The sequence below is a fragment of the Streptomyces sp. NPDC047043 genome (assembly GCF_040644055.1).
Taxonomy (GTDB): Bacteria; Actinomycetota; Actinomycetes; order Streptomycetales; family Streptomycetaceae; genus Streptomyces.
Genome location: NZ_JBEYVO010000013.1, coordinates 64,445 through 83,344, shown reverse-complemented (window position 1 = coordinate 83,344; position 18,900 = coordinate 64,445). Strand labels below are relative to the sequence as shown.

Sequence of the window (18,900 nt, the reverse complement as noted above, 5' to 3'; positions counted from 1 at the left end):
AGGGACGGACGTGCGGGAATTGACCGTCGTCGATCCGACCGTCGTCGTCGCGGCGGACTACTTCCGGTCCTACTCGGTCGTCGGACTGCTCGCCGTCGTCGGCGTGCTCTTCGTCGCGGTCGCCTTCGGGGCCGGCCGCCTGCTGCGCCCGGTGGTCCCCACCCCCGAGAAGCTCCTGACGTACGAGTGCGGAGTCGACCCCGTCGGCGAGGGCTGGGCCCACACCCAGGTCCGCTACTACGTCTACGCCTTCCTCTACGTCATCTTCGCCGTCGACTCGATCTTCCTGTTCCCCTGGGCGACGGTCTTCGCCGCTCCCGGCTACGGCGCGACGACCCTCGTGGAGATGTTCATCTTCCTCGGCTTCCTGGCCGTCGGCCTGCTCTACGCATACAAGAAGGGCGTCCTGGCATGGACGTGACCCCCGAGCCCGTGATGCTGCCGGAGCCGAAGCGGCTGGGCGCGCTCGCCCGCCTGGCTCCCGAGCCGATGAAGGTGGTCCTGAATTGGGGCCGCAGGTACTCCCTCTGGGTCTTCAACTTCGGCCTGGCCTGCTGCGCGATCGAGTTCATCGCCGCGTCGATGGCCCGCCACGACTTCATCCGCCTCGGCGTCATCCCCTTCGCCCCGGGCCCGCGCCAGGCCGACCTGATGGTCGTCTCCGGCACGGTCACCGACAAGATGGCCCCGGCCGTGAAGCGCCTGTACGAGCAGATGCCCGAGCCCAAGTACGTCATCTCCTTCGGCGCCTGCTCCAACTGCGGCGGCCCCTACTGGGACTCCTACTCCGTCACCAAGGGCGTCGACCAGATCATCCCGGTCGACGTGTACGTCCCCGGCTGCCCGCCCCGCCCCGAGGCCCTGCTCCAGGGGATCCTCAAGCTCCAGGAGAAGATCGCCCGCGAGTCGCTGGGGGAGCGGTACGGCAACGGGACGGCACGTCCCTCGGCCGCCGCCCTCCAGAGCGGCCTGGTCCAGCCCCCGGCGGCCGGGTCCCCTGCGGAGGAGGGCCGATGACCGGAAACGTCGGCTGGCTGCCCTCCCCCGCCGAGGAGCTGTTCGGTACGGAGGCCACGGCCGAGGAGTCGTACGAGGTCCTGACGGTCGACGTCCCGCCGGCGACCTGGCTCGAGGCACTGCGCGTGGCCCGCGACCGGCTCGGCTGCACCTACTTCGACTGGCTGAGCGCGGTCGACGAACCGGGCACGGGCTTCCGCGTCTCGGCCCACGTGGTGTCCCTGTCTCCCGTCCGCCGCCTCCTGCTCCGCACGACCGTCCCGCACGAGACCCCGACGCTCGCCTCGGCCGTCGACGTCTACGCGGGCGCCGCCTGGCACGAACGCGAGACCCACGAGATGTTCGGCGTCGTCTTCGAGGGCCACCCGGCTTTGGACCACCTGTTGCTGCCGGAGACCTTCGAAGGCCACCCCCTCCGCAAGGACTTCGTCCTGGCCGCCCGAGTCGCCAAGTCCTGGCCCGGCGCCAAGGAACCGGGCGAGTCCGACCACGGCGGCCCCAAGCGCCGCCAGATGCTCCCCCCCGGCGTCCCCGACCCGAACGAGTGGGGCCCTCTGAAGGGCCAACTCCCCCCGGCCCCGGCCCGCCCTGCCCGCGGTGCGGGTCGAGCAGCGGGGGAACGGCCGGTGCGTGGCGCGGGGGAGCGCCCGGTGCGGCGAGCTCGCTCGGCTGCGGAGGGATCGGCCAGCCAGGGGGCGGCGACGCCGGGAGCGGCTGAGGGTGCGACGTCTGCTGAGGGCGCGACCGGGGCTCGGCGGGCGCGTTCGGCTGCGGAGGGGTCGGTGAGTCAGGGGGCGGCGACGCCGGCGTCGGGTGAGGGTGCGGCGCCTGCTGAGGGCGCGACCGGGGCTCGGCGGGCGCGTTCGGCTGCGGAGGGGTCGGTCAGTCAGGCGGCGGTGCCTCCGGCCGAGGGCGCCTCGGCCGGGCCTGCTGCAGCGGAGGCCGCCGGTGCACCGGCGGAGGGGCCGACCGACCAGAAGCCGGACGCCGCCGGTGGTGCCGCCGCGCCGAGACGCGCACGCAGCGCCGGCGAAGGCTCGGCCTCGCAGCGTGCCCGGACTCCGGCGGCAGACGGCCCGGCGCCCAAACCCGCCGCCGCGCCCCGCAGTTCGGACGCCCCCTGGCACCACGCCCGCCCGGCGTTCGACGAGCCGGAGGCGAAGCCGAGCCCGGAGACGAAGCCTGGCGGGGAGACGACGCCGGGTGCGGACTCTGCGCCAAGCCCGGAGACGACGCCGGGCGCGGAGCGGGAGTCGGGTCCCGGGGCGAAGCCGGGACCGGCGACGGAGCCGGACACGGACGTGGAGCCGGGTCCTGCGACGGCGCCGGGTGCGGACTCTGCGCCAGGCTCGGAGACGACGCCGGGCGCGGAGCGGGAGTCGGGTTCCGGGGCGAAGCCGGGACCGGCGACGGAGTCGGACACGGACGTGGAGCCGGGTCCTGCGACGGCGCCAGGTGCGGAGACGGCGCCAGGCCCGGAGACGGAGCGGCAGCCGGCGGCCGAGCCGAGCACGGCCGGTGAGCCGGTGCGTGAAGCCGAGCCCTCTCCGGAGCAGCCGTCCGACGGTGACGGTGCCGAGGCCGGCTCAAGTGAGTCCCGGGCACGCCCCGGTGAACCGTCATCCGAGGAGCCGCCTTCCGTGGAGCACCCGTCGGAGACGCCCGAATCTGAGGAGTCCCCCCGAGCCACCCCCGAAGACCCGCCCGCCGAACCCCCGGCCCCGAACGCCGACAAGCCCACAGGAGGCCCGCAGTGAACGACGTGCTGGACGTCGCCCTGCGACTCCTGGTCGTCTTCGTCGTCTTCCTCACCTTCCCCCTGATCGTCGGCCAGACCGAGCACAAGGTCATGGCCCACATGCAGGGACGCCTCGGCCCGATGTACGCCGGCGGCTTCCACGGATGGGCCCAACTCGTCGCCGACGGTGTGAAGTTCGCCCAGAAGGAAGACGTCGTCCCGGCGGGCGCGGACCGCCGTATCTTCCAGCTCGCTCCCGCCGTTGCCCTCCTCCCGTACCTCCTGGTCCTCCTCGCCATCCCCATCGGCCCCGGCGAGGGCGCAGTCGGCCAAGTCCTGGACGCCGGCATCTTCTTCGTCCTGGCGGTGATGGGCGTAGGCGTCCTCGGCTCGCTCATGGCCGGTTGGGCCTCCGCCAACAAGTTCTCCCTCCTCGGCGGCCTCCGCACCGCCGCACAGCTCCTCGCCTACGAACTCCCGATGCTCCTCGCCGCCGCCTCGGTGGCGATGGCCGCCGGGACGGTATCGATTCCCGGCATCGTCGATGCCTTCCACTGGTGGTGGCTGCCCTGGCAGATCGTCGGCGCGGTCGTCTTCTTCGTCGCCGGCCTCGCCGAACTCCAGCGCCCTCCCTTCGACATGCCGGTCGCCGACTCGGAGATCATCTTCGGCGCCTACACCGAGTACACGGGCCTCCGCTTCGCCCTGTTCCTCCTCGCCGAGTACGCCGGAATCATCGTCCTGTGCGGCCTGACCACCGTCCTCTTCCTGGGTGGTTGGCACGGCCCGTGGGGCGCCGACGGCCTCGGCTGGGTCTGGACCCTCCTGAAGACGGCCGTCCTCGCCTTCGTCGTCATCTGGCTCCGCGTGACCTATCCCCGACTGCGCGAGGACCAGCTCCAGAAACTCTCCTGGACCCTCCTCGTCCCCCTCTCCCTCGCTCAGATCGCCCTCACCGGCATCGTCAAGGTGGTGATCCAGTAGCCATGGCCGAGCCTCTCCCGCCCACCCGGCCCCGCATCCCCGGTTCCGGCCTGGCCAAGGGCCTGGCCGTCACCCTCCGCACGATGACGAGGAAGACCGTCACCCAGCAGTACCCCGACGTCCAGCCCGACCTCCCGCCCCGCACCCGCGGCGTCATCGGCCTGTTCGAGGAGAACTGCACCGTCTGCATGCTCTGCGCCCGGGAGTGCCCGGACTGGTGCATCTACATCGACTCCCACAAGGAGACGGTCCCGGCCGCCGCGCCCGGCGGCCGCGAGCGCAGCCGTAACGTCCTCGACCGCTTCGCCATCGACTTCTCCCTGTGCATGTACTGCGGTATCTGCATCGAGGTCTGTCCTTTCGACGCCCTGTTCTGGTCCCCGGAGTTCGAGTACGCCGAGACCGACATCCGCGAGCTCACCCACGAGCGCGACAAGCTCCGCGAATGGATGTGGACGGTCCCGGCCCCGCCCGCCCTCGACCCCGGCGCGGAGGAACCGAAGGAGATCGCCGCCGCCCGTAAGACCGCGGAGAAGCTCGCGGCCGCGCAGGCCGAGCCGACCGAGCCTCCGGCGGGGCCGACCGACCCGCAGTCCGGGCCGACCGCACCCGAGGGAGGCGCGTCATGACCCTCGCCGCCGCTGCCGCGACGTCGGCGCACGCCGCACTGACCACGGCCGCCCCCGAAACCCACGGCTTTCTCTCCCCGACCGGGGTCGAGATCGCCTTCCTCCTCGTCGGCCTGGCCACCTTCGGCGCCGCCCTGGTCACCGTCACCACCCGGCAGCTGGTGCACGCCGCCCTGTGGCTGGTGGTCACCCTCGGCGGCCTCGCCGTTGAATACCTCCTGCTCACCGCCGAGTTCATCGCGTGGGTGCAGGTCCTCATCTACGTCGGTTCCGTCGTCGTCCTCCTTCTGTTCGGTCTCATGCTCACCAAGGCCCCCATCGGCCGCTCCCCGGACGCCGATTCCGGCAACCGCTGGGCCGCCCTGACCGTGGCCGTCGCCGCGGCCGCCGCCCTGGTCTGGGTCGTCGTAGACGCCTTCCGCGCGACCTGGATCGACCTGGACGGTCCTGCCGCCGGCTCCACCGAGGTCACCGGAGCGAGCCTCTTCCAGAACTGGGTCCTCCCCTTCGAGGCCCTCTCCGTCCTCCTCCTCGCGGCCCTGGTCGGCGCGATCGTCCTGTCCCGCAAGGCGAAGGCGGAGTCGAGCTCTCCCCCTGTGAACTCCCGAGCTGCGACCGGTAGTTCCCCATCCGCCCCGAATTCCCGTAATCACCCGATCGAGGGAAACAGGCCGGTCGAGGGAACCCAGGCCGAGCAGGAAGGCGCCCGCTGATGCATCTCGCCTATCCCGCCGTCCTGTCCGCCCTCCTCTTCTGCACGGGCCTGTACGGCGTCCTCGCCCGCCGCAACGCGATCCTCGTCCTCATGTCGGTCGAGCTGATGCTCAACGCCGTCAACCTGAACCTGGTCGCATTCGACGTCTGGCTCAGCAAGGCCGCCCAGGAGACGCTGCACTCCGGCCAGGCCCTGACCCTGTTCACCATCGCCATCGCAGCCGCCGAGATCGGCATCGGCCTGGCGATCGTCCTCGCCGTCTACCGCAACCGCGGCACGTCGGACATCGACAGGCTCCGCGACACCGCCGAGGGCCACGAGACCGACGGCCCCGACAGCGACGCCCTCCCGGCCGGGTCGGCCGACGGGGCCGGGAAGGCTGAGGCCACCGCGTGACCACGACCACCCTCGCCGTCCTCGTCCCGCTCCTGCCGTTCCTGGGCGCGGCCGCCGGCCTGCTCCTGGGCCGCAGTGCCCCCGGCTTCGTCCGCCCGCTCGCCGTCCTGCCCGCCCTCACCTCCCTGGTGCTGGCCGTGCTGGTCGCCGTGCGTCAGGGCGGCGGCCAGGCCATCGATGCCCACACCGAGCTCACGCCCACCGGCTCGGTCCCGATCTACCTCGCCCTGTACATCGACGGCTTCGCCGCCCTCGTCGCCATCCTGGTCGGCGTCGTCGCCACCTGCGTGCAGATCTACTCGACGGGCTACCTGCGCGACGACCCGCGCTACCCCTCGTACGCCGCGCTCGTCTCCCTGTTCACCTCCGCGATGCTGCTCGTCGTCTACTCCGGCGACCTGATCGTGCTGCTGGTCGGCTGGGAGATCATGGGCATCTGCTCGTACTTCCTGGTCGGCCACTACTGGGAGACCCCGGAGGCCCGCGCCGCCTCCATCAAGGCCTTCCTGGTGACCAAGCTCGGTGACGTCCCCTTCCTCATCGGTCTGTTCGCCCTCGCCACCGACGCCGGCTCCTTCCGCATCACCAAGGTCCTGGGCACTGTCGCCAGCGGTGGACTCGACCACCCGACGTTGATCGCCCTGCTGCTCCTGGCGGGCGTGGCGGGCAAGTCGGCGCAGTTCCCGCTGCACACCTGGCTTCCCGACGCGATGGCGGGCCCGACGCCCGTCTCCGCGCTGATCCACGCCGCGACGATGGTCGCCGCCGGTGTCTACTTCATCGCCCGTCTCCTCCCGGTCTTCGAGGCCTCCCAGGCCGCGATGGTCGTCCTTGCCGTCATGGCCGCCGTCACGATGCTCGGCTCGGGGCTCGCCGCGCTTGCCCAGGACGACATCAAGCGCGTCCTCGCCTACTCGACGATCGGGCAACTCGGCTACATGACCGGCGCCCTCGCCGTCGGCGACCGCGGAGCCGCCGTCTTCCACCTCCTGTCCCACGGCGCCTTCAAGGCGCTGCTGTTCCTGGCGGCCGGCGTGATCATCCACGCCGCCGGCACCAACTCGCTGGCCGCCATGTCCCGCATGCGGAACCTGCGCGACCGCGTCCCCGACGCCTACTGGACGATGACCGTGGCGCTTCTCGCGCTCGCCGCGATCCCGCCCTTCAGCGGCTTCTTCTCCAAGGAGACCGTCCTCGGCGCCGCCGAACACGTCACCTCCGGCCACACCGAGCACGCCCCCGGCGCCGCGGGCTGGGTCGTCCTCGTCGCGGGAATGCTCACGGCCCTGCTCACCGCGGCGTACGCGATGCGCCTGTGGCTGCTGGCCTTCCACGGCCGGGGGGCCGAGGCACCCGACCACGGTCGCCAGCCGCTCACCATGACCGCCGTGTTGTGGGCGCTCGCGGTCCCGTCCCTCGCCCTCGGCGGGTTCGCCTTCCGCGTGCTGCCCGACTGGTTCGACGGCCGCGACCTCACCCCGACCCTGACCACGTCCGTCCTCGGGACGGGTGTGGCCCTGGTCGGCGGCATCGTCACCTACGCCGCCTGGCGGCACACCACCGCCCTCGCGACCCGCGTCCCCCTGGGCGCGGTCGCGGCCCACCCCGAGGGCGACGCCGCCCAGGTCGAGGCCGAGGCCATCGCCAGCCACGCGCCCGCGTACGGGGGAGTGGCCTACGCACCCGACCCGGCCGATCCCGGACGGCTGCTGCTCGGCCCGCTGCACCGGCATGCGGCCGTCGGCTTCCACCTCGACGCCGTGTACGCGGCCCTCTTCGTCCGCCCGGTTCAGGCCGGAGCAAGTCTCGTCCGATTCCTGGACCGCGAGGTCGTCGAGACCTACGTACGTGGTGCGGGCGCCCTGCCCCGCGTGCTGGGGGCGGCCGTACGCCGCGCCCAGACCGGCAATGTGCAGACCTATGTGAGCGCGCTGCTCGCCGGCACCGTCGTCCTGGCGGTCGCCGTCCTCCTCGTCGCCACGGGAGCGTGAGCAGGCGTGATCGATATCAACGAGTCCGTGATGCCGTTCCTTCTGGCATTCGTCGTCGTCGGCCCGCTCCTCGGCGCCGCCGCCGCTCTCCTGCCCGCCCCACCCGGGCTGAAGGGGAAGTCGCCCGAGCAGGCCGTGCTCCGCCACGGCGTGACCGTGACCGGCGCGGTCCTCATTGCCGCGGTCGTCCTCGCGCTCGGCTTCGACCACGACCACCCGTCGAAGATGCAGGCCACGACCGACATCAGCTGGATCCCCGCACTCGACGTGCGGATCCACCTCGGCATCGACGGCATCTCACTCCCCCTTCTGGTCCTGACCGCGCTGCTGACCTTCCTCTGCGCGCTCTACTCGTACTTCAAGATGCCTGCGGGCCCGACCCCGAAGGCGTTCGTCGCACTGCTGCTGGTCCTCGAGTCCGGAACCCTCGCGAGCTTCGCCGTCCTCGATCTGCTGCTGTTCTTCCTCGCCTTCGAGATGGTCCTCATCCCGATGTACTTCCTCATCGCCCGCTGGGGCGGCGAGGGCAGGACCCAGGCCGCCTGGCGATTCATCCTCTACACGCTGCTCGGTTCGGTCGTCATGCTGCTCGGCCTGCTCCTGATCGGGATCAAGGCCGGCACATTCGACATGGTGGCACTCGCCACTGACAACGGCCGGTCGCTGACCACATCCGTGCAGGTCATCGCGGTTCTGGCGATCGGGATCGGCCTCGCGGTCAAGACGCCGATGTGGCCGCTGCACAGCTGGCTGCCCGACGCACACACCGCCGCGCCGACCGTCGGCTCGGTCCTGCTGGCCGGCGTCCTGCTGAAGATGGGTACGTACGGATTCGTCCGGATCCTGCTCCCGATCGCGCCGGACGGCTTCCGCACCTTCGCGCCCTACCTCGCCGCCTTCGCCGTCGTCGGGATCATCTACGGATCCCTGGCCTGCCTGGCCCTCGCCAAGCAGGGCGCGAAGGGCGACCTCAAGCGCCTCATCGCCTACTCCTCCGTCGGCCACATGGGCTTCGTCCTGCTCGGCATCGCGACCATGACCCCGACCGGCGTGAACGGCGCCCTGTTCGCCAACATCGCCCACGGCCTCATCACCGGCCTCCTCTTCTTCCTGGTCGGCGCGCTGAAGGACCGTACGGGCACGACCGACCTCGACACCCTCGCCGAGGAGACCGGCGCCGCCCTCTACGGCAAGGCCCCGCGCCTCGGCGGCCTGCTCGCCTTCGGCGCGGTCGCCTCGCTCGGCCTGCCGGGCCTCGCAGGGTTCTGGGGCGAAATGCTGGCGCTCTTCGGCGCGTTCGAGCCCGCCGCCGACCTCAGCCGCCCCGCGTTCCTCACCTTCATGTCGATCGCCGCCTTCGGCACTCTCCTCACGGCCGCGTACATGCTCGTCGTGGTCCGCCGCGTCTGCATGGGCTCCGTACCGCAGGAAGCGCCGCAGCTCGCCGACGTCCACACATACGAGTTCGCGGCCTGGACCCCGCTCGTCGCCCTCACCGTCGTAGCAGGCCTGTGGCCGAAGGCTCTCCTCGGCCTGACCGACCCGGCCGTGCAGCAGCTCCTCGCAGGAGGCACCCGATGAGCTCCCTGGCCCAGCCACTGGCCGAGAACCTCGTCCAGTCCGTCGACTGGCTCGCCATCGCGCCGCCCACCCTCGTCGCGGTCGTCGGACTCGTCGTCCTCGTCGCCGACCTGTTCGTCGGCGACACCAGGAAGGCTCTCCTCGGCTGGGCGTCGGTCGTCGGCCTCGCCGCCTCCGTGCTTCTGCTGCTGCCCCTCCTGGACGGCGACCGCAGCACCTTCTGCGTCAACGGCACGCACGCGTGCAGCTACACCGCGGACCGTTTCACCCTGGTCATCCAGTTCCTGGTCCTCGGCGGTGCCCTCCTGGCCGCCCTCCTGTCGGTGACAGCCCTGAAGGACGCCGACAAACAACTCCCCGAAGGGGAGTACTGGTTCCTCCTGCTCTCCTCCGCGGCCGGCGCCGCCCTCCTGCCCGCCTCCCGCGACCTGGCGACCCTGATCGTCGCCCTGGAGGTCGCCTCCCTGCCGGCCTTCGCCCTCGTCGGTATCCGGCACGGCGACAAGAAGTCCTCCGAAGCGGCCCTGAAGTTCTTCCTGTCGTCGGTCACCGCGACCGCCGTCAGCCTCATGGGCATCAGCTTCGTGTACGCCTCCACCGGCACCCTCTACCTCACCCAGGTCGCCGACCGCATCCAGCACGTCGACGGCCAGCTCCACACCCTCGCCCAGACGGGCGTCGTCCTCACCCTGGTCGGCTTCGCCTTCAAGACAGCCGCCGTGCCCTTCCACTTCTGGGTTCCCGACACCTACGTAGGAGCCCCGCTCCCGATCGCCGCCTACCTCTCGGTCGTCGGCAAGGCGGTCGGCTTCTCCGGCCTCATCCTCGTCACTGTCGTCGCCTTCCCGTCCTACGCCGACGTCTGGGGCCCGGCGCTCGCGGCGCTGGCCGCGCTCACCATGACCGTCGGCAACGTCGGCGCCCTGCGCCAGCAGGCCACGCGCGCGTACAGCGCGGTACGGCTGCTCGCCTGGTCGTCGGTCGGCCAGGCCGGCTACCTCCTCGTACCGATCGCCGCAGCCGCCTACTCCGACGACGCCGAGCACTCGATCGGCTCCACGGTCGCCTACGCCCTCATGTACGCGGCCGTGAACCTCGGTGCCTTCGCGGTGGCGGCACTGGTGGGTCGCACCAGGTCCGCGAACCGCATCACGGACTACCGCGGGCTTTACGCGAGGAACCCTCTGGCAGCCCTGCTGCTGGCCTTCTTCCTGCTCTGCCTGGCCGGACTCCCTCCGGGCATCATCGGCCTCTTCGCCAAGGTCACCGTGTTCTCGGCAGCGGTCGACGCGGGACTCGGCTGGCTGGCCGTGGTCATGGCCGTCAACGTCGTCATCGCGCTGTTCTACTACCTCCAGTGGACGGCACTGCTCTTCCGCGCCCCTGAGGGCGAGCCCGTCAAGCACCACCTCCCGGCACCCCTCACCGCGGCGATCACCCTCACCGGTGTCATCGGCGTCGCCCTCTCCGGTGCACCCCAGCTGGTCCTGCACTTCGCAGACACAGCCCTTTTCTGAGCCGCCGTCGGCCGTCCGGGACCTCCATCACCCGGACGGCGCATGCACGTGGCCGTACGCACAAGGGAACTAGTGGCCCTCGCCTGGCGTTGACCAGTACGGGAGGGTCCACTGGACGTGACACCACGGCACCGGTGGCATCGGAGAGACAAGCAAGATCCGCAAGCAAAGGGTTCCCCTGCTGCACGACTTGGAGGGCGTACCGTGCACCGCCGGCACAACGGGCTAAGGACCGCAGTTCTCCTCGGAGGACTGTCCGCCCTCATCATCGTCATCGGCAGTTTCTTCGGCCGAATGGGGCTCGTCGTAGCGGTTGTGATCGCCCTGGGCACGAACGCGTACGCGTACTGGAACAGCGACAAGCTGGCGCTACGCGCGATGCGCGCCCGGCCGGTCAGCGAGTTCGAGGCACCGGTCCTGTACCGCATGGTCCGCGACCTCTCCACCCAGGCCCGCCAGCCCATGCCGCGCCTGTACATCTCTCCGACGGAAGCGCCGAACGCCTTCGCGACGGGCCGCAACCCGCGCAATGCCGCGGTGTGCTGCACGGAAGGCATCCTGCGCATCCTGGACGAGCGCGAACTGCGCGGCGTCATCGGCCACGAGCTCAGTCACGTCTACAACCGCGACATCCTCATCTCGTCGGTCGCCGGCGCCCTCGCCTCCGTGATCATGTTCCTGGTCAACTTCGCCTGGCTGATCCCGATCGGCCGCTCCGACGACGATGACGGTCCCGGCATCCTCGGCCTGCTGCTCATCATGATCCTGGGCCCGCTCGCGGCGACCGTCATTCAACTGGCCATCAGCCGCTCCAGAGAGTACGAGGCCGACGCGTCCGGCGCCCAGCTGACCGGCGACCCCCTCGCGCTCGCCAGTGCCCTGCGCAAGCTCGAAGCCGGCACCAAGCAGCTCCCGTTGCCGCCCGAGCCGCGCATCGAGACCGCGAGCCATATGATGATCGCGAACCCCTTCCGCCCTGGCCAGGGACTCTCCAAGATGTTCTCGACGCATCCGCCGATGGCGGAGCGCATTGCCCGGCTCGAGAAGATGGCAGGTCGCCACCAGTGAAAACCATTCTGAACGTCATTTGGCTCGTCCTGAGCGGATTCTGGCTGTTTCTCGGTTACCTGGCCGCCGGCATCCTGCTCTGCATCACGATCATCGGTATCCCGTTCGGTATCGCGGCTTTCCGCATCGGCGTCTACGCCCTGTGGCCCTTCGGGTACACGACGGTCGAGCGCCGCGACGCCGGCGCGCCCTCCTGCATCGGCAACGTTCTGTGGCTGATCCTGGCGGGCTGGTGGCTCGCGCTCACGCACATCGTCACCGGTCTCGCCCTGTGCATCACGATCATCGGTATCCCGTTCGGCATCGCCAACTTCAAGCTGATCCCGGTCTCGCTGCTGCCGCTCGGACGCGAAATCGTGCGCACGGACGAGCCGTTCGCGATGCGCTGACCGACTGAGCAGACGAAAAGGTGGGGGCGGCCCGTCCGGCCCCCACATCCGGCTCACCGCGCCCTTCGGAGCCCGGAGGTTTTCCACAACCCGGCGGTTGTCCACAGGCCGGCCCGATTGTCAGTGCCGCCTTGCATCATGAACCCATGACCGAGAACGAGCAGTTGCTGGCACGGGTGACAGCCAAGGCGCACAACACCCGTCCCTGGGGCTGGACTTCCCTGCCCGAGCCCATCGACGCGGCCACCCTGACCCGCGCCGAGGCCGCCCTGGGTTTCGCCCTGCCCCCGCTGCTCGCGGACCTCTACCTGCGCGTCGGAGACGGCGGATTCGGCCCGGAGTACGGCGTGTTGCCCCTGCTCGACAGCCCGCCCGCCGGCGAGCCCGCAGCCGTAGTGCAGTATCTCGCCAACCGCGAGAGCGGCCGCAGGGATCCCGACTGGCCCTGGCCCGAAGGCGTCCTGCCGATATCCCACTGGGGATGCGCCATGTACGCGTGCGTGGACTGCCGCTCCCCGGAAGCGACGGTCCTGCTCTTCGAACCCAACCCCGGTGACCCCGACCGGGCCTGGTTCGTGGACAACCCCGGTCTCGCGGACTGGCTGCGCGCCTGGGTCGACGGCACGGGCTGGTACGACGAGATGGACGACGACTTCCAGATGGCCCCGTGGACCGACTTCCGGATAGGTACGACCGAGGCGCGCGCCTCCTGACAGCGCGGCCCAGCTCGTACGGCTGCGTGGACGACGGCATTTCTCCGGCACCGCGGGCCAGTCGATTGCAGGAGACGCCGAACCGTGTGCGCGGGTCGCGCCCCGCGCGCCCTACGCCCCTTGCCGCTCGGCAACCCACCGCCGTACGCCGTACGCGACCACACCCACCGCCAGCACACCTGCCCCCACGACAACCGAAATCCCCGGCAGGGAGAACGCCAACACCACGCACCCGGCCAGCCCCACCACCGGCAGCACTCGCGTCGCCGGAGCCGGGCTCAGTGTCCAGGCCGAGGCGTTGGCCACGGCGTAGTACGCCAGCACACCGAAGGAGGAGAACCCGATCGCGCCCCGTACGTCCACCGTGGCGGCCAGGGCGACGACCACCGCACCCACGGCCAGCTCGGCCCGGTGCGGCACCTGGAAGCGCGGATGCACGGCTGACAAGGCGTGGGGCAGATGCCGGTCCCGGGCCATGGCCAGCGTCGTCCGCGAAACACCCAGGATCAGGGCGAGCAGCGAACCCAGCGCGGCCACGGCAGCACCGACGCGGACCACCGGTGCCAGCCCCGGCACCCCCGCCGCCCGCACCGCGTCGGCCAGCGGAGCGCTCGCGTGCCCGAGACCGTCCGCCCCAAGCACGGAAAGGACAGCCACCGCCACGGACACGTACACCATCAGCGCGATGCCCAGGGCCAGCGGGATCGCGCGGGGGATGGTGCGCGCCGGATCCCGCACCTCCTCGCCGAGGGTCGCGATGCGCGCGTACCCGGCAAACGCGAAGAACAGCAGCCCGCCCGCCTGCAGTACCCCTCCCACGCCCCCCGAGGCACCGACGTCCAGCCGTCCGGCGTCGGACGCCCCGGACCCCAGACACACGACCACCACACAAGCGAGGACAGCCAGCACCACCGCCACGATCACCCGCGTCAGCAAGGCGGACTTCTGGATGCCGCCGTAGTTCACCGCGGTCAGTGCCACCACGGCCGCGACCGCCACGGCGTGCTCCTGCCCCGGCCAGACGTACGCCCCCACAGTGAGCGCCATCGCCGCACAGGAGGCCGTCTTCCCGACCACGAACGACCAACCCGCGAGATAACCCCAGAACTCCCCGAGCCGCTCGCGCCCGTACACATATGTGCCGCCCGAGGCCGGATACAGCGCGGCCAGCCGGGCCGACGCCGTGGCGTTGCAGTAGGCGACCAGGGCGGCGACCGCGAGGCCGAGCAGAAGCCCGGACCCGGCCGCCCGTGCCGCGGGCCCCAGGGCGGCGAAGATCCCGGCCCCGACCATCGAGCCCAGCCCCACGATCACCGCGTCCCCGACTCCCAGGGTGCGACGGAGCTCGGAGGCGGGACCGGATCGTGTCATGTCCCGCACCCTACTGATCAGTGCAACCGAGGAATGCCATCGTGGCGTCCTGTTCATCAACAGAGCACCACAACCGTGCGACGCACAGCGGATCTTGACCGAATTCACACTGTCCGGAAAGTGCAGGCACAGTGCGGAAGGGCAGGTTCACGGCATGACCATCATCAGCTGGATCATCCTGGGGCTGTTGGCCGGAGCCATCGCCAAGTTCCTGCTGCCGGGCCGCGACCCGGGCGGCTTCATCGGAACGACACTCATCGGCGTCGCGGGCGCGTTCATCGGCGGCTGGATATCAGCCCGCTGGCTGGACCACCCGATCACGAAGAACTTCTACGACGGCGCGACATGGGCCGCGGCGATCGGAGGCTCGCTCGTCCTCCTGGTCGCCTACCGCATCCTGTTCGGCAACTCGCGCAACTGAGCACGAGCGAGCACGCCCCCGGACCGCAGCCAGCAGGCGAGAAGGGTGGGCACCCTCCAGGTGTCCACCCTTCCTCGTGGTCGCTGATCAGCGACTCCCAGTCAGCTGTTCACCGGTAGTTCACGAACTGCAGGGCGAAGTCGAAGTCCTTGCCCTTCAGGAGGGCGATGACTGCCTGCAGGTCGTCACGGCTCTTCGAGCTGACGCGCAGCTCGTCGCCCTGCACCTGGGCCTTGATGCCCTTCGGGCCCTCGTCGCGGATGATCTTCGCCACCTTCTTCGCGTTCTCCTGGGAGATGCCCTCCTCGATCGTCGCGAAGATCTTGTACTCCTTGCCCGAAAGCTGGGGCTCGCCCGCGTCCAGCGCCTTCAGCGAGATCCCGCGCTTGATCAGCTTGGACTGGAAGACGTCGAGGACGGCCTTGACCCGGTCTTCGGAGTTCGCCTCCATCAGGATCTTGTCGCCGGACCACGAGATCGAGGCACCCACGCCCTTGAAGTCGTAGCGCTGAGAGATCTCCTTGGCGGCCTGGTTGAGGGCGTTGTCGACCTCCTGCCGCTCGACCTTCGAGACGATGTCGAAACTGGAGTCGGCCATGTCCTGTGGCTCCTTGTATCGGTGCGTAATGGGGGTGCGTACGGGTCCGTATCGGCGTACGTGGGGGCGGGCGCCGAGCCCGGCGTGGTCCCGGGCCGCATCCGGACAAGCCTAGCCACCCGCGGTCCTCCGGGAGCAGATCAATCGGGTGGCGAAGCACCCCTCGGCATCGGGTATTGTTTACGTCGTTGCCAGGGAGCACCGCCGAAAAGCGGTTCGACCGGCAGCAACCCCGGCGGTGTGCCCGAGCGGCCAAAGGGAGCAGACTGTAAATCTGCCGGCTCAGCCTTCCCAGGTTCGAATCCTGGCGCCGCCACGCTGAGAGAGACCCCCTCCATTTCTGCGGAGACGCAGAGCGGAGGGGGTCTCTTCGTGTATGCGGCGATCTCCCCGCAGCGCTCGTCTCCGACGCCCCATCTCCCAACGTACGGAAGGTCTTTGATCATGCGCCGTTACGTTCTCACCGGTACGCCCGGTGCGGGTAAGACGTCGATTCTGCGGTGTCTGGGTGAGCTTGGTTACGGGGTCGTCGAAGAGGCGGCGACCGCTGTCATCGCGCGGGAGCAGGCCCGGGGTGTGGACGCGCCGTGGACGGACGCGTCGTTCGTCGACGAGATCGTCGAGCTGCAGAGGCGGTGGCAGATCGCAGCCCCCGTCACCGGTTCCGTGCAGGTGTTTGACCGGTCGCCGGTCTGCACGCACGCGCTCGCCCGCTATCTGGGGCGCCCGGTGTCCAGGGCACTGGCCGCGGAGATCGAGCGGATCACCGGCGAGGGGATCTACGAACGTCAGGTGCTCTTCGTCCGCAATCTCGGGTTCTGCGAGCCCACCAGCGCCCGGCGGATCAGTTTCCAGGAGTCGCTGGTCTTCGAGCGGATCCACGAAGAGAGCTACCGCGCGTTCGGCTACGAGCTCATCGACATCCCCGCCGGCGATCTGGCTCAACGCGTTGCTGCGGTCAGTTCGACGATTTCGCGGCCCGATCCTTGAAACGGCCCGAGCCCGCCTCGTGGCGGCCCGAGCTGGCCTAGTGCCGGCCCGAGTCAGCTTGCACGGTCCAGGTCCGCCTCGTGGCGGCCCGAGCCGGCCTAATACCGGCCCGAGTCAGCTCGCACGACCCGAGCCAGTTCCCGCCGACGCCGCGCCGAGGGGCGTACCGCCATGCAGCGCAGATACGCCCCTGCCCCTGGGCGGCGTCGATCCTCAACTACTCCCCGCCATGCACAAGTTCGATGTCGTGCTCGTCCACCCCGCCCCCCGACACGGAAACGGTCGCCGCCCGCGGCGGATACCCCGTCGCGATGACCGTGTACGCACCGCTGTCCAGGTCGGAGAAGGCGTACGCGCCGTCGAGACCGGTCCTGGTCGTCGCGACCACGTTGCCCGCGGCGTCGACCAGGGTCACCCGGGCGTCGCTCAGTGGCGTGCCCGCTCCGCGTACCGTGCCCCGGACGTGGGCGCCGGGGCGGAGTTCGACCTCGATGCGCGTGGTTCCGGCGCCGCCTATCTCGACGGGCAGGGCCAGCGGACGGTGCTTGGGAGAGTTGACGGCGAGCGTGACCGTCCCCGGCACCAGATCGGTGACGACGAACTCGCCCAGTACATCGGTCCGCCCGGTCGCCAGCACCTCCCCGCGCACGTCCGTCACGATCACCACGGCGTCGGCGACCGGCGCACCGCTGTCCGCGGACCGCACCAGACCGGCGAGGCCGCTGGTGCCGCTGAGCAGGACGTCGTACGAGACCGGCGCGTCGGTGACGACGAGCGTCGAGGCCTGCGGCTGATAGCCGTCGGCGGAGGCGATCAGGACGTACGAACCGTTGGCGGGCGCCTCGACGCCGTAGGAGCCGTCGGCCCGTGAGACGGACCGGCTCAGTTGCCTGCCGCCGAGTGAGATGAGCGTGACCGCGGCGCCGGTCACGGGGACGCGCTCCGCCCCGAGGACATGACCGCTCACCGGGATTCCGCCGCCGACGGAACCGCTCACGCCGGCCGGCTCGGCAGCCGTGACGGAAGCCGAAGCCGCCGTACGCTCGCGGCCGTCCAGCCCGGCGGCCGCTACGGAAGCCGACACCGCCGTACGCTCCCGCGCAGCTCCGCCGGGTCCCACACCCGCGACTGCCGGGGCCGACGTACCCCGCCCCTCCCTGCGTACACCAGCAGATGGCTCCTCGGCGGAAACCCCCTCCACGGCCCCCGCCCCCCGATGCCGCGGAATGAACGACGCCACAACAAAGGCAAGCAGCGCCGCCCCGCCCCCAATGGCAAGGACGGTCTTGAAGCCGTTCTCCGAGGGGAGGGCGACCCCGCCGAGGCTCGTGGTCATCTGCGACAGGATGACGCCGGCGACGGCGCTGGCGGTAGACGTACCGATGGACCGCATCAGGGTGTTGAGGCTGTTGGCCGCGCCCGACTGTGACGGCGGCACGGCGCCCATGATGAGGGCCGGCATCGCGCCGTACGTGAAGCCGATACCGGAACCGATGACGCAGGACACCAGCACGAACTGCCAGACCTCGGACATCAGCAGGATGTTCAGCCCGTAGCCCGCGGCCACGATGAGCGAGCCCAGCATCAGGCTGGCCTTCGGGCCCTTGGCCTTGGAGAGGGCCGCGGAGACCGGGGCGACGGCCATCATCACCAGGCCGGACGGGGCCATGACCAGACCGGCGGTGAGCAGCGACTTGCCGAGACCGTAGCCGGTCGCCTCAGGCAACTGCAGGAGCTGAGGAAGCACCAGGGACATCGCGAACATGCCGAAGCCGACGGCGATCGAGGCGAGGTTGGTGACCAGCACCTGGCGGCGGGCGGTCGTGCGCAGGTCGACCAGCGGCTGCTCGGTGCGCAGCTCGAACCACCCCCACAGCAGCAGGATCACGACGGACGCCCCGAACAGGCCGAGCGTGGTGCCGCTGTCCCAACCCCAGTCACCGCCCTTGGAGATGGGGAGGAGAAGGCAGACCAGTCCGGCCGCCATCCCGAGTCCGCCGACCACGTCGAAGCGGCCGCCCGTCCTCACCTTGGACTCGGGCACCACCGACACAACGAGCAGCAGGGCGACGACGCCCATCCCGGCCGAGCTCCAGAACAGCACGTGCCAGTCGAAGTTGTCGGCGATGAGGGCGGCGGCGGGCAGGCCCAACGCCGCTCCCACGCCGAGCGAGGCGCTCATCATCGCGGTGGCCGAACCCAGCCGTTCGGCGGGCAGTTCGTCCCGCATGATGCTGATGCCGAGCGGGATCACACCGCCGGCCATGCCCTGCAGCACCCGTCCGACGATCATCGGGGTGAGCGAGTCGCTGAGGGCGGCGGTCACCGACCCCGCGATCAGCAGGACCAGGCTGGTCAGGAGCATGCGGCGCTTGCCGTACATGTCGCCGAGCCGCCCCATCATAGGGACGGCCACGGCGGCGGCGAGCAGCGTGGCGGTGACGGCCCAGGCGGTGTCGGACGCCGGGGCGTTCAGGAGTTTCGGCAGCTCCGGGACGATCGGGATCACCAGGGTCTGCATCAGCGAGACCACGATCCCGCCGAAGGCCAGGACCGCTACGACGGCGTTGGCCCGCGGCGCTGCGGACACCGCCTCGTCGTCGGCGGGTCGGGGAAGTGCGTGGGACATCGGTCGGCCTCCGTGGGCGTGGGGCATCGGGTGTGCGCGACATCCTCAAGTTAAGTCAGTTGATTGACTTAAGCAAGGTCGATCGGAACGCGCCCGGTCGGATTTCGTAGGGGCGCAGTGAAGACTTCGGGACGCCGGGGTACGTACGACGAC

18 protein-coding genes and 1 tRNA gene are annotated in these 18,900 nt (G+C 70.4%); 16 read left to right on the top strand and 3 right to left on the bottom strand.

Going from position 1 to position 18,900, the window contains the following annotated elements; translation table 11 throughout:
* The first annotated feature begins 10 nt into the window (after nt 1-10).
* The 13 genes from ABZ880_RS21575 to ABZ880_RS21515 all read left to right on the top strand — a co-directional run bounded on the left by ABZ880_RS21575 (nt 11) and on the right by ABZ880_RS21515 (nt 12,738).
* Entirely contained in the window at nt 11-421 is a 411-nt protein-coding gene (locus ABZ880_RS21575) for an NADH-quinone oxidoreductase subunit A (protein ID WP_361265182.1), read from the top strand.
* On the top strand, nt 412-1,017 hold the full coding sequence (locus ABZ880_RS21570) for an NADH-quinone oxidoreductase subunit B family protein (protein WP_361265180.1): 606 nt from the start codon (nt 412-414) through the stop codon (nt 1,015-1,017). Before ABZ880_RS21575 ends, ABZ880_RS21570 begins: the two co-directional genes overlap by 10 nt.
* A complete protein-coding gene (locus ABZ880_RS21565; RefSeq protein WP_361265177.1) occupies nt 1,014-2,774 on the top strand; it encodes an NADH-quinone oxidoreductase subunit C in 1,761 nt (586 codons plus the stop codon). Before ABZ880_RS21570 ends, ABZ880_RS21565 begins: the two co-directional genes overlap by 4 nt.
* A complete protein-coding gene (locus tag ABZ880_RS21560) occupies nt 2,771-3,739 on the top strand; it encodes a complex I subunit 1 family protein (RefSeq protein ID WP_361265174.1) in 969 nt (322 codons plus the stop codon). Before ABZ880_RS21565 ends, ABZ880_RS21560 begins: the two co-directional genes overlap by 4 nt.
* A 2-nt stretch (nt 3,740-3,741) precedes the next feature.
* Nucleotides 3,742-4,368 carry an NADH-quinone oxidoreductase subunit I gene (locus ABZ880_RS21555; protein WP_361265171.1) on the top strand — a complete coding sequence of 209 codons (627 nt, stop codon included), beginning with the start codon at nt 3,742-3,744 and terminating at the stop codon, nt 4,366-4,368.
* Complete coding sequence (locus ABZ880_RS21550) at nt 4,365-5,081, top strand: NADH-quinone oxidoreductase subunit J (RefSeq protein WP_361265168.1); 717 nt, start codon at nt 4,365-4,367, stop codon at nt 5,079-5,081. The genes ABZ880_RS21555 and ABZ880_RS21550 overlap by 4 nt, the downstream gene beginning before the upstream one ends.
* Nucleotides 5,081-5,479, top strand: coding sequence for an NADH-quinone oxidoreductase subunit NuoK (nuoK, locus tag ABZ880_RS21545; protein ID WP_361265165.1), 399 nt, complete (start codon nt 5,081-5,083; stop codon nt 5,477-5,479). The genes ABZ880_RS21550 and nuoK overlap by 1 nt, the downstream gene beginning before the upstream one ends.
* Nucleotides 5,476-7,470, top strand: coding sequence for an NADH-quinone oxidoreductase subunit L (locus ABZ880_RS21540; RefSeq protein WP_361265162.1), 1,995 nt, complete (start codon nt 5,476-5,478; stop codon nt 7,468-7,470). The genes nuoK and ABZ880_RS21540 overlap by 4 nt, the downstream gene beginning before the upstream one ends.
* Nucleotides 7,471-7,476: 6 nt before the next feature.
* Nucleotides 7,477-9,051 carry an NADH-quinone oxidoreductase subunit M gene (locus ABZ880_RS21535; protein WP_361265159.1) on the top strand — a complete coding sequence of 525 codons (1,575 nt, stop codon included), beginning with the start codon at nt 7,477-7,479 and terminating at the stop codon, nt 9,049-9,051.
* On the top strand, nt 9,048-10,568 hold the full coding sequence (locus ABZ880_RS21530) for an NADH-quinone oxidoreductase subunit N (protein ID WP_361265156.1): 1,521 nt from the start codon (nt 9,048-9,050) through the stop codon (nt 10,566-10,568). The genes ABZ880_RS21535 and ABZ880_RS21530 overlap by 4 nt, the downstream gene beginning before the upstream one ends.
* Before the next feature lie 204 nt (nt 10,569-10,772).
* Entirely contained in the window at nt 10,773-11,636 is an 864-nt protein-coding gene (htpX, locus tag ABZ880_RS21525) for a zinc metalloprotease HtpX (RefSeq protein WP_361265153.1), read from the top strand.
* The gene (locus ABZ880_RS21520) at nt 11,633-12,025 is read left to right on the top strand and encodes a YccF domain-containing protein (RefSeq protein WP_361265150.1); all 393 of its coding nucleotides are present in this window, start codon (nt 11,633-11,635) and stop codon (nt 12,023-12,025) included. Before htpX ends, ABZ880_RS21520 begins: the two co-directional genes overlap by 4 nt.
* Before the next feature lie 146 nt (nt 12,026-12,171).
* Nucleotides 12,172-12,738, top strand: a complete 567-nt coding sequence (locus ABZ880_RS21515) for an SMI1/KNR4 family protein (RefSeq protein ID WP_361265147.1) — start codon at nt 12,172-12,174, stop codon at nt 12,736-12,738.
* Between the two features lie 111 nt (nt 12,739-12,849).
* Here ABZ880_RS21515 and ABZ880_RS21510 read toward each other — a convergent pair whose 3' ends face one another.
* Nucleotides 12,850-14,109 (bottom strand): APC family permease, encoded by a 1,260-nt coding sequence (locus tag ABZ880_RS21510; RefSeq protein WP_361265144.1) that lies wholly within the window; start codon nt 14,107-14,109, stop codon nt 12,850-12,852.
* 154 nt (nt 14,110-14,263) lie between these two features.
* Between ABZ880_RS21510 and ABZ880_RS21505 the strand changes: the two genes are divergently transcribed.
* The gene (locus ABZ880_RS21505) at nt 14,264-14,530 is read left to right on the top strand and encodes a GlsB/YeaQ/YmgE family stress response membrane protein (RefSeq protein WP_361265141.1); all 267 of its coding nucleotides are present in this window, start codon (nt 14,264-14,266) and stop codon (nt 14,528-14,530) included.
* A gap of 109 nt (nt 14,531-14,639) precedes the next feature.
* On the opposite strand, the gene ABZ880_RS21500 is transcribed toward ABZ880_RS21505, so the two are convergent.
* A complete protein-coding gene (locus tag ABZ880_RS21500; RefSeq protein WP_123966923.1) occupies nt 14,640-15,128 on the bottom strand; it encodes a YajQ family cyclic di-GMP-binding protein in 489 nt (162 codons plus the stop codon).
* Between the two features lie 234 nt (nt 15,129-15,362).
* Between ABZ880_RS21500 and ABZ880_RS21495 the strand changes: the two genes are divergently transcribed.
* Both ABZ880_RS21495 and ABZ880_RS21490 read left to right on the top strand, forming a co-directional pair.
* Nucleotides 15,363-15,444 (top strand) — tRNA-Tyr (locus ABZ880_RS21495).
* Between the two features lie 128 nt (nt 15,445-15,572).
* Nucleotides 15,573-16,118, top strand: coding sequence for an AAA family ATPase (locus tag ABZ880_RS21490; protein WP_361265657.1), 546 nt, complete (start codon nt 15,573-15,575; stop codon nt 16,116-16,118).
* A gap of 217 nt (nt 16,119-16,335) precedes the next feature.
* Here ABZ880_RS21490 and ABZ880_RS21485 read toward each other — a convergent pair whose 3' ends face one another.
* Entirely contained in the window at nt 16,336-18,747 is a 2,412-nt protein-coding gene (locus tag ABZ880_RS21485) for an MFS transporter (protein WP_361265138.1), read from the bottom strand.
* Nucleotides 18,748-18,900: the final 153 nt, after the last annotated feature.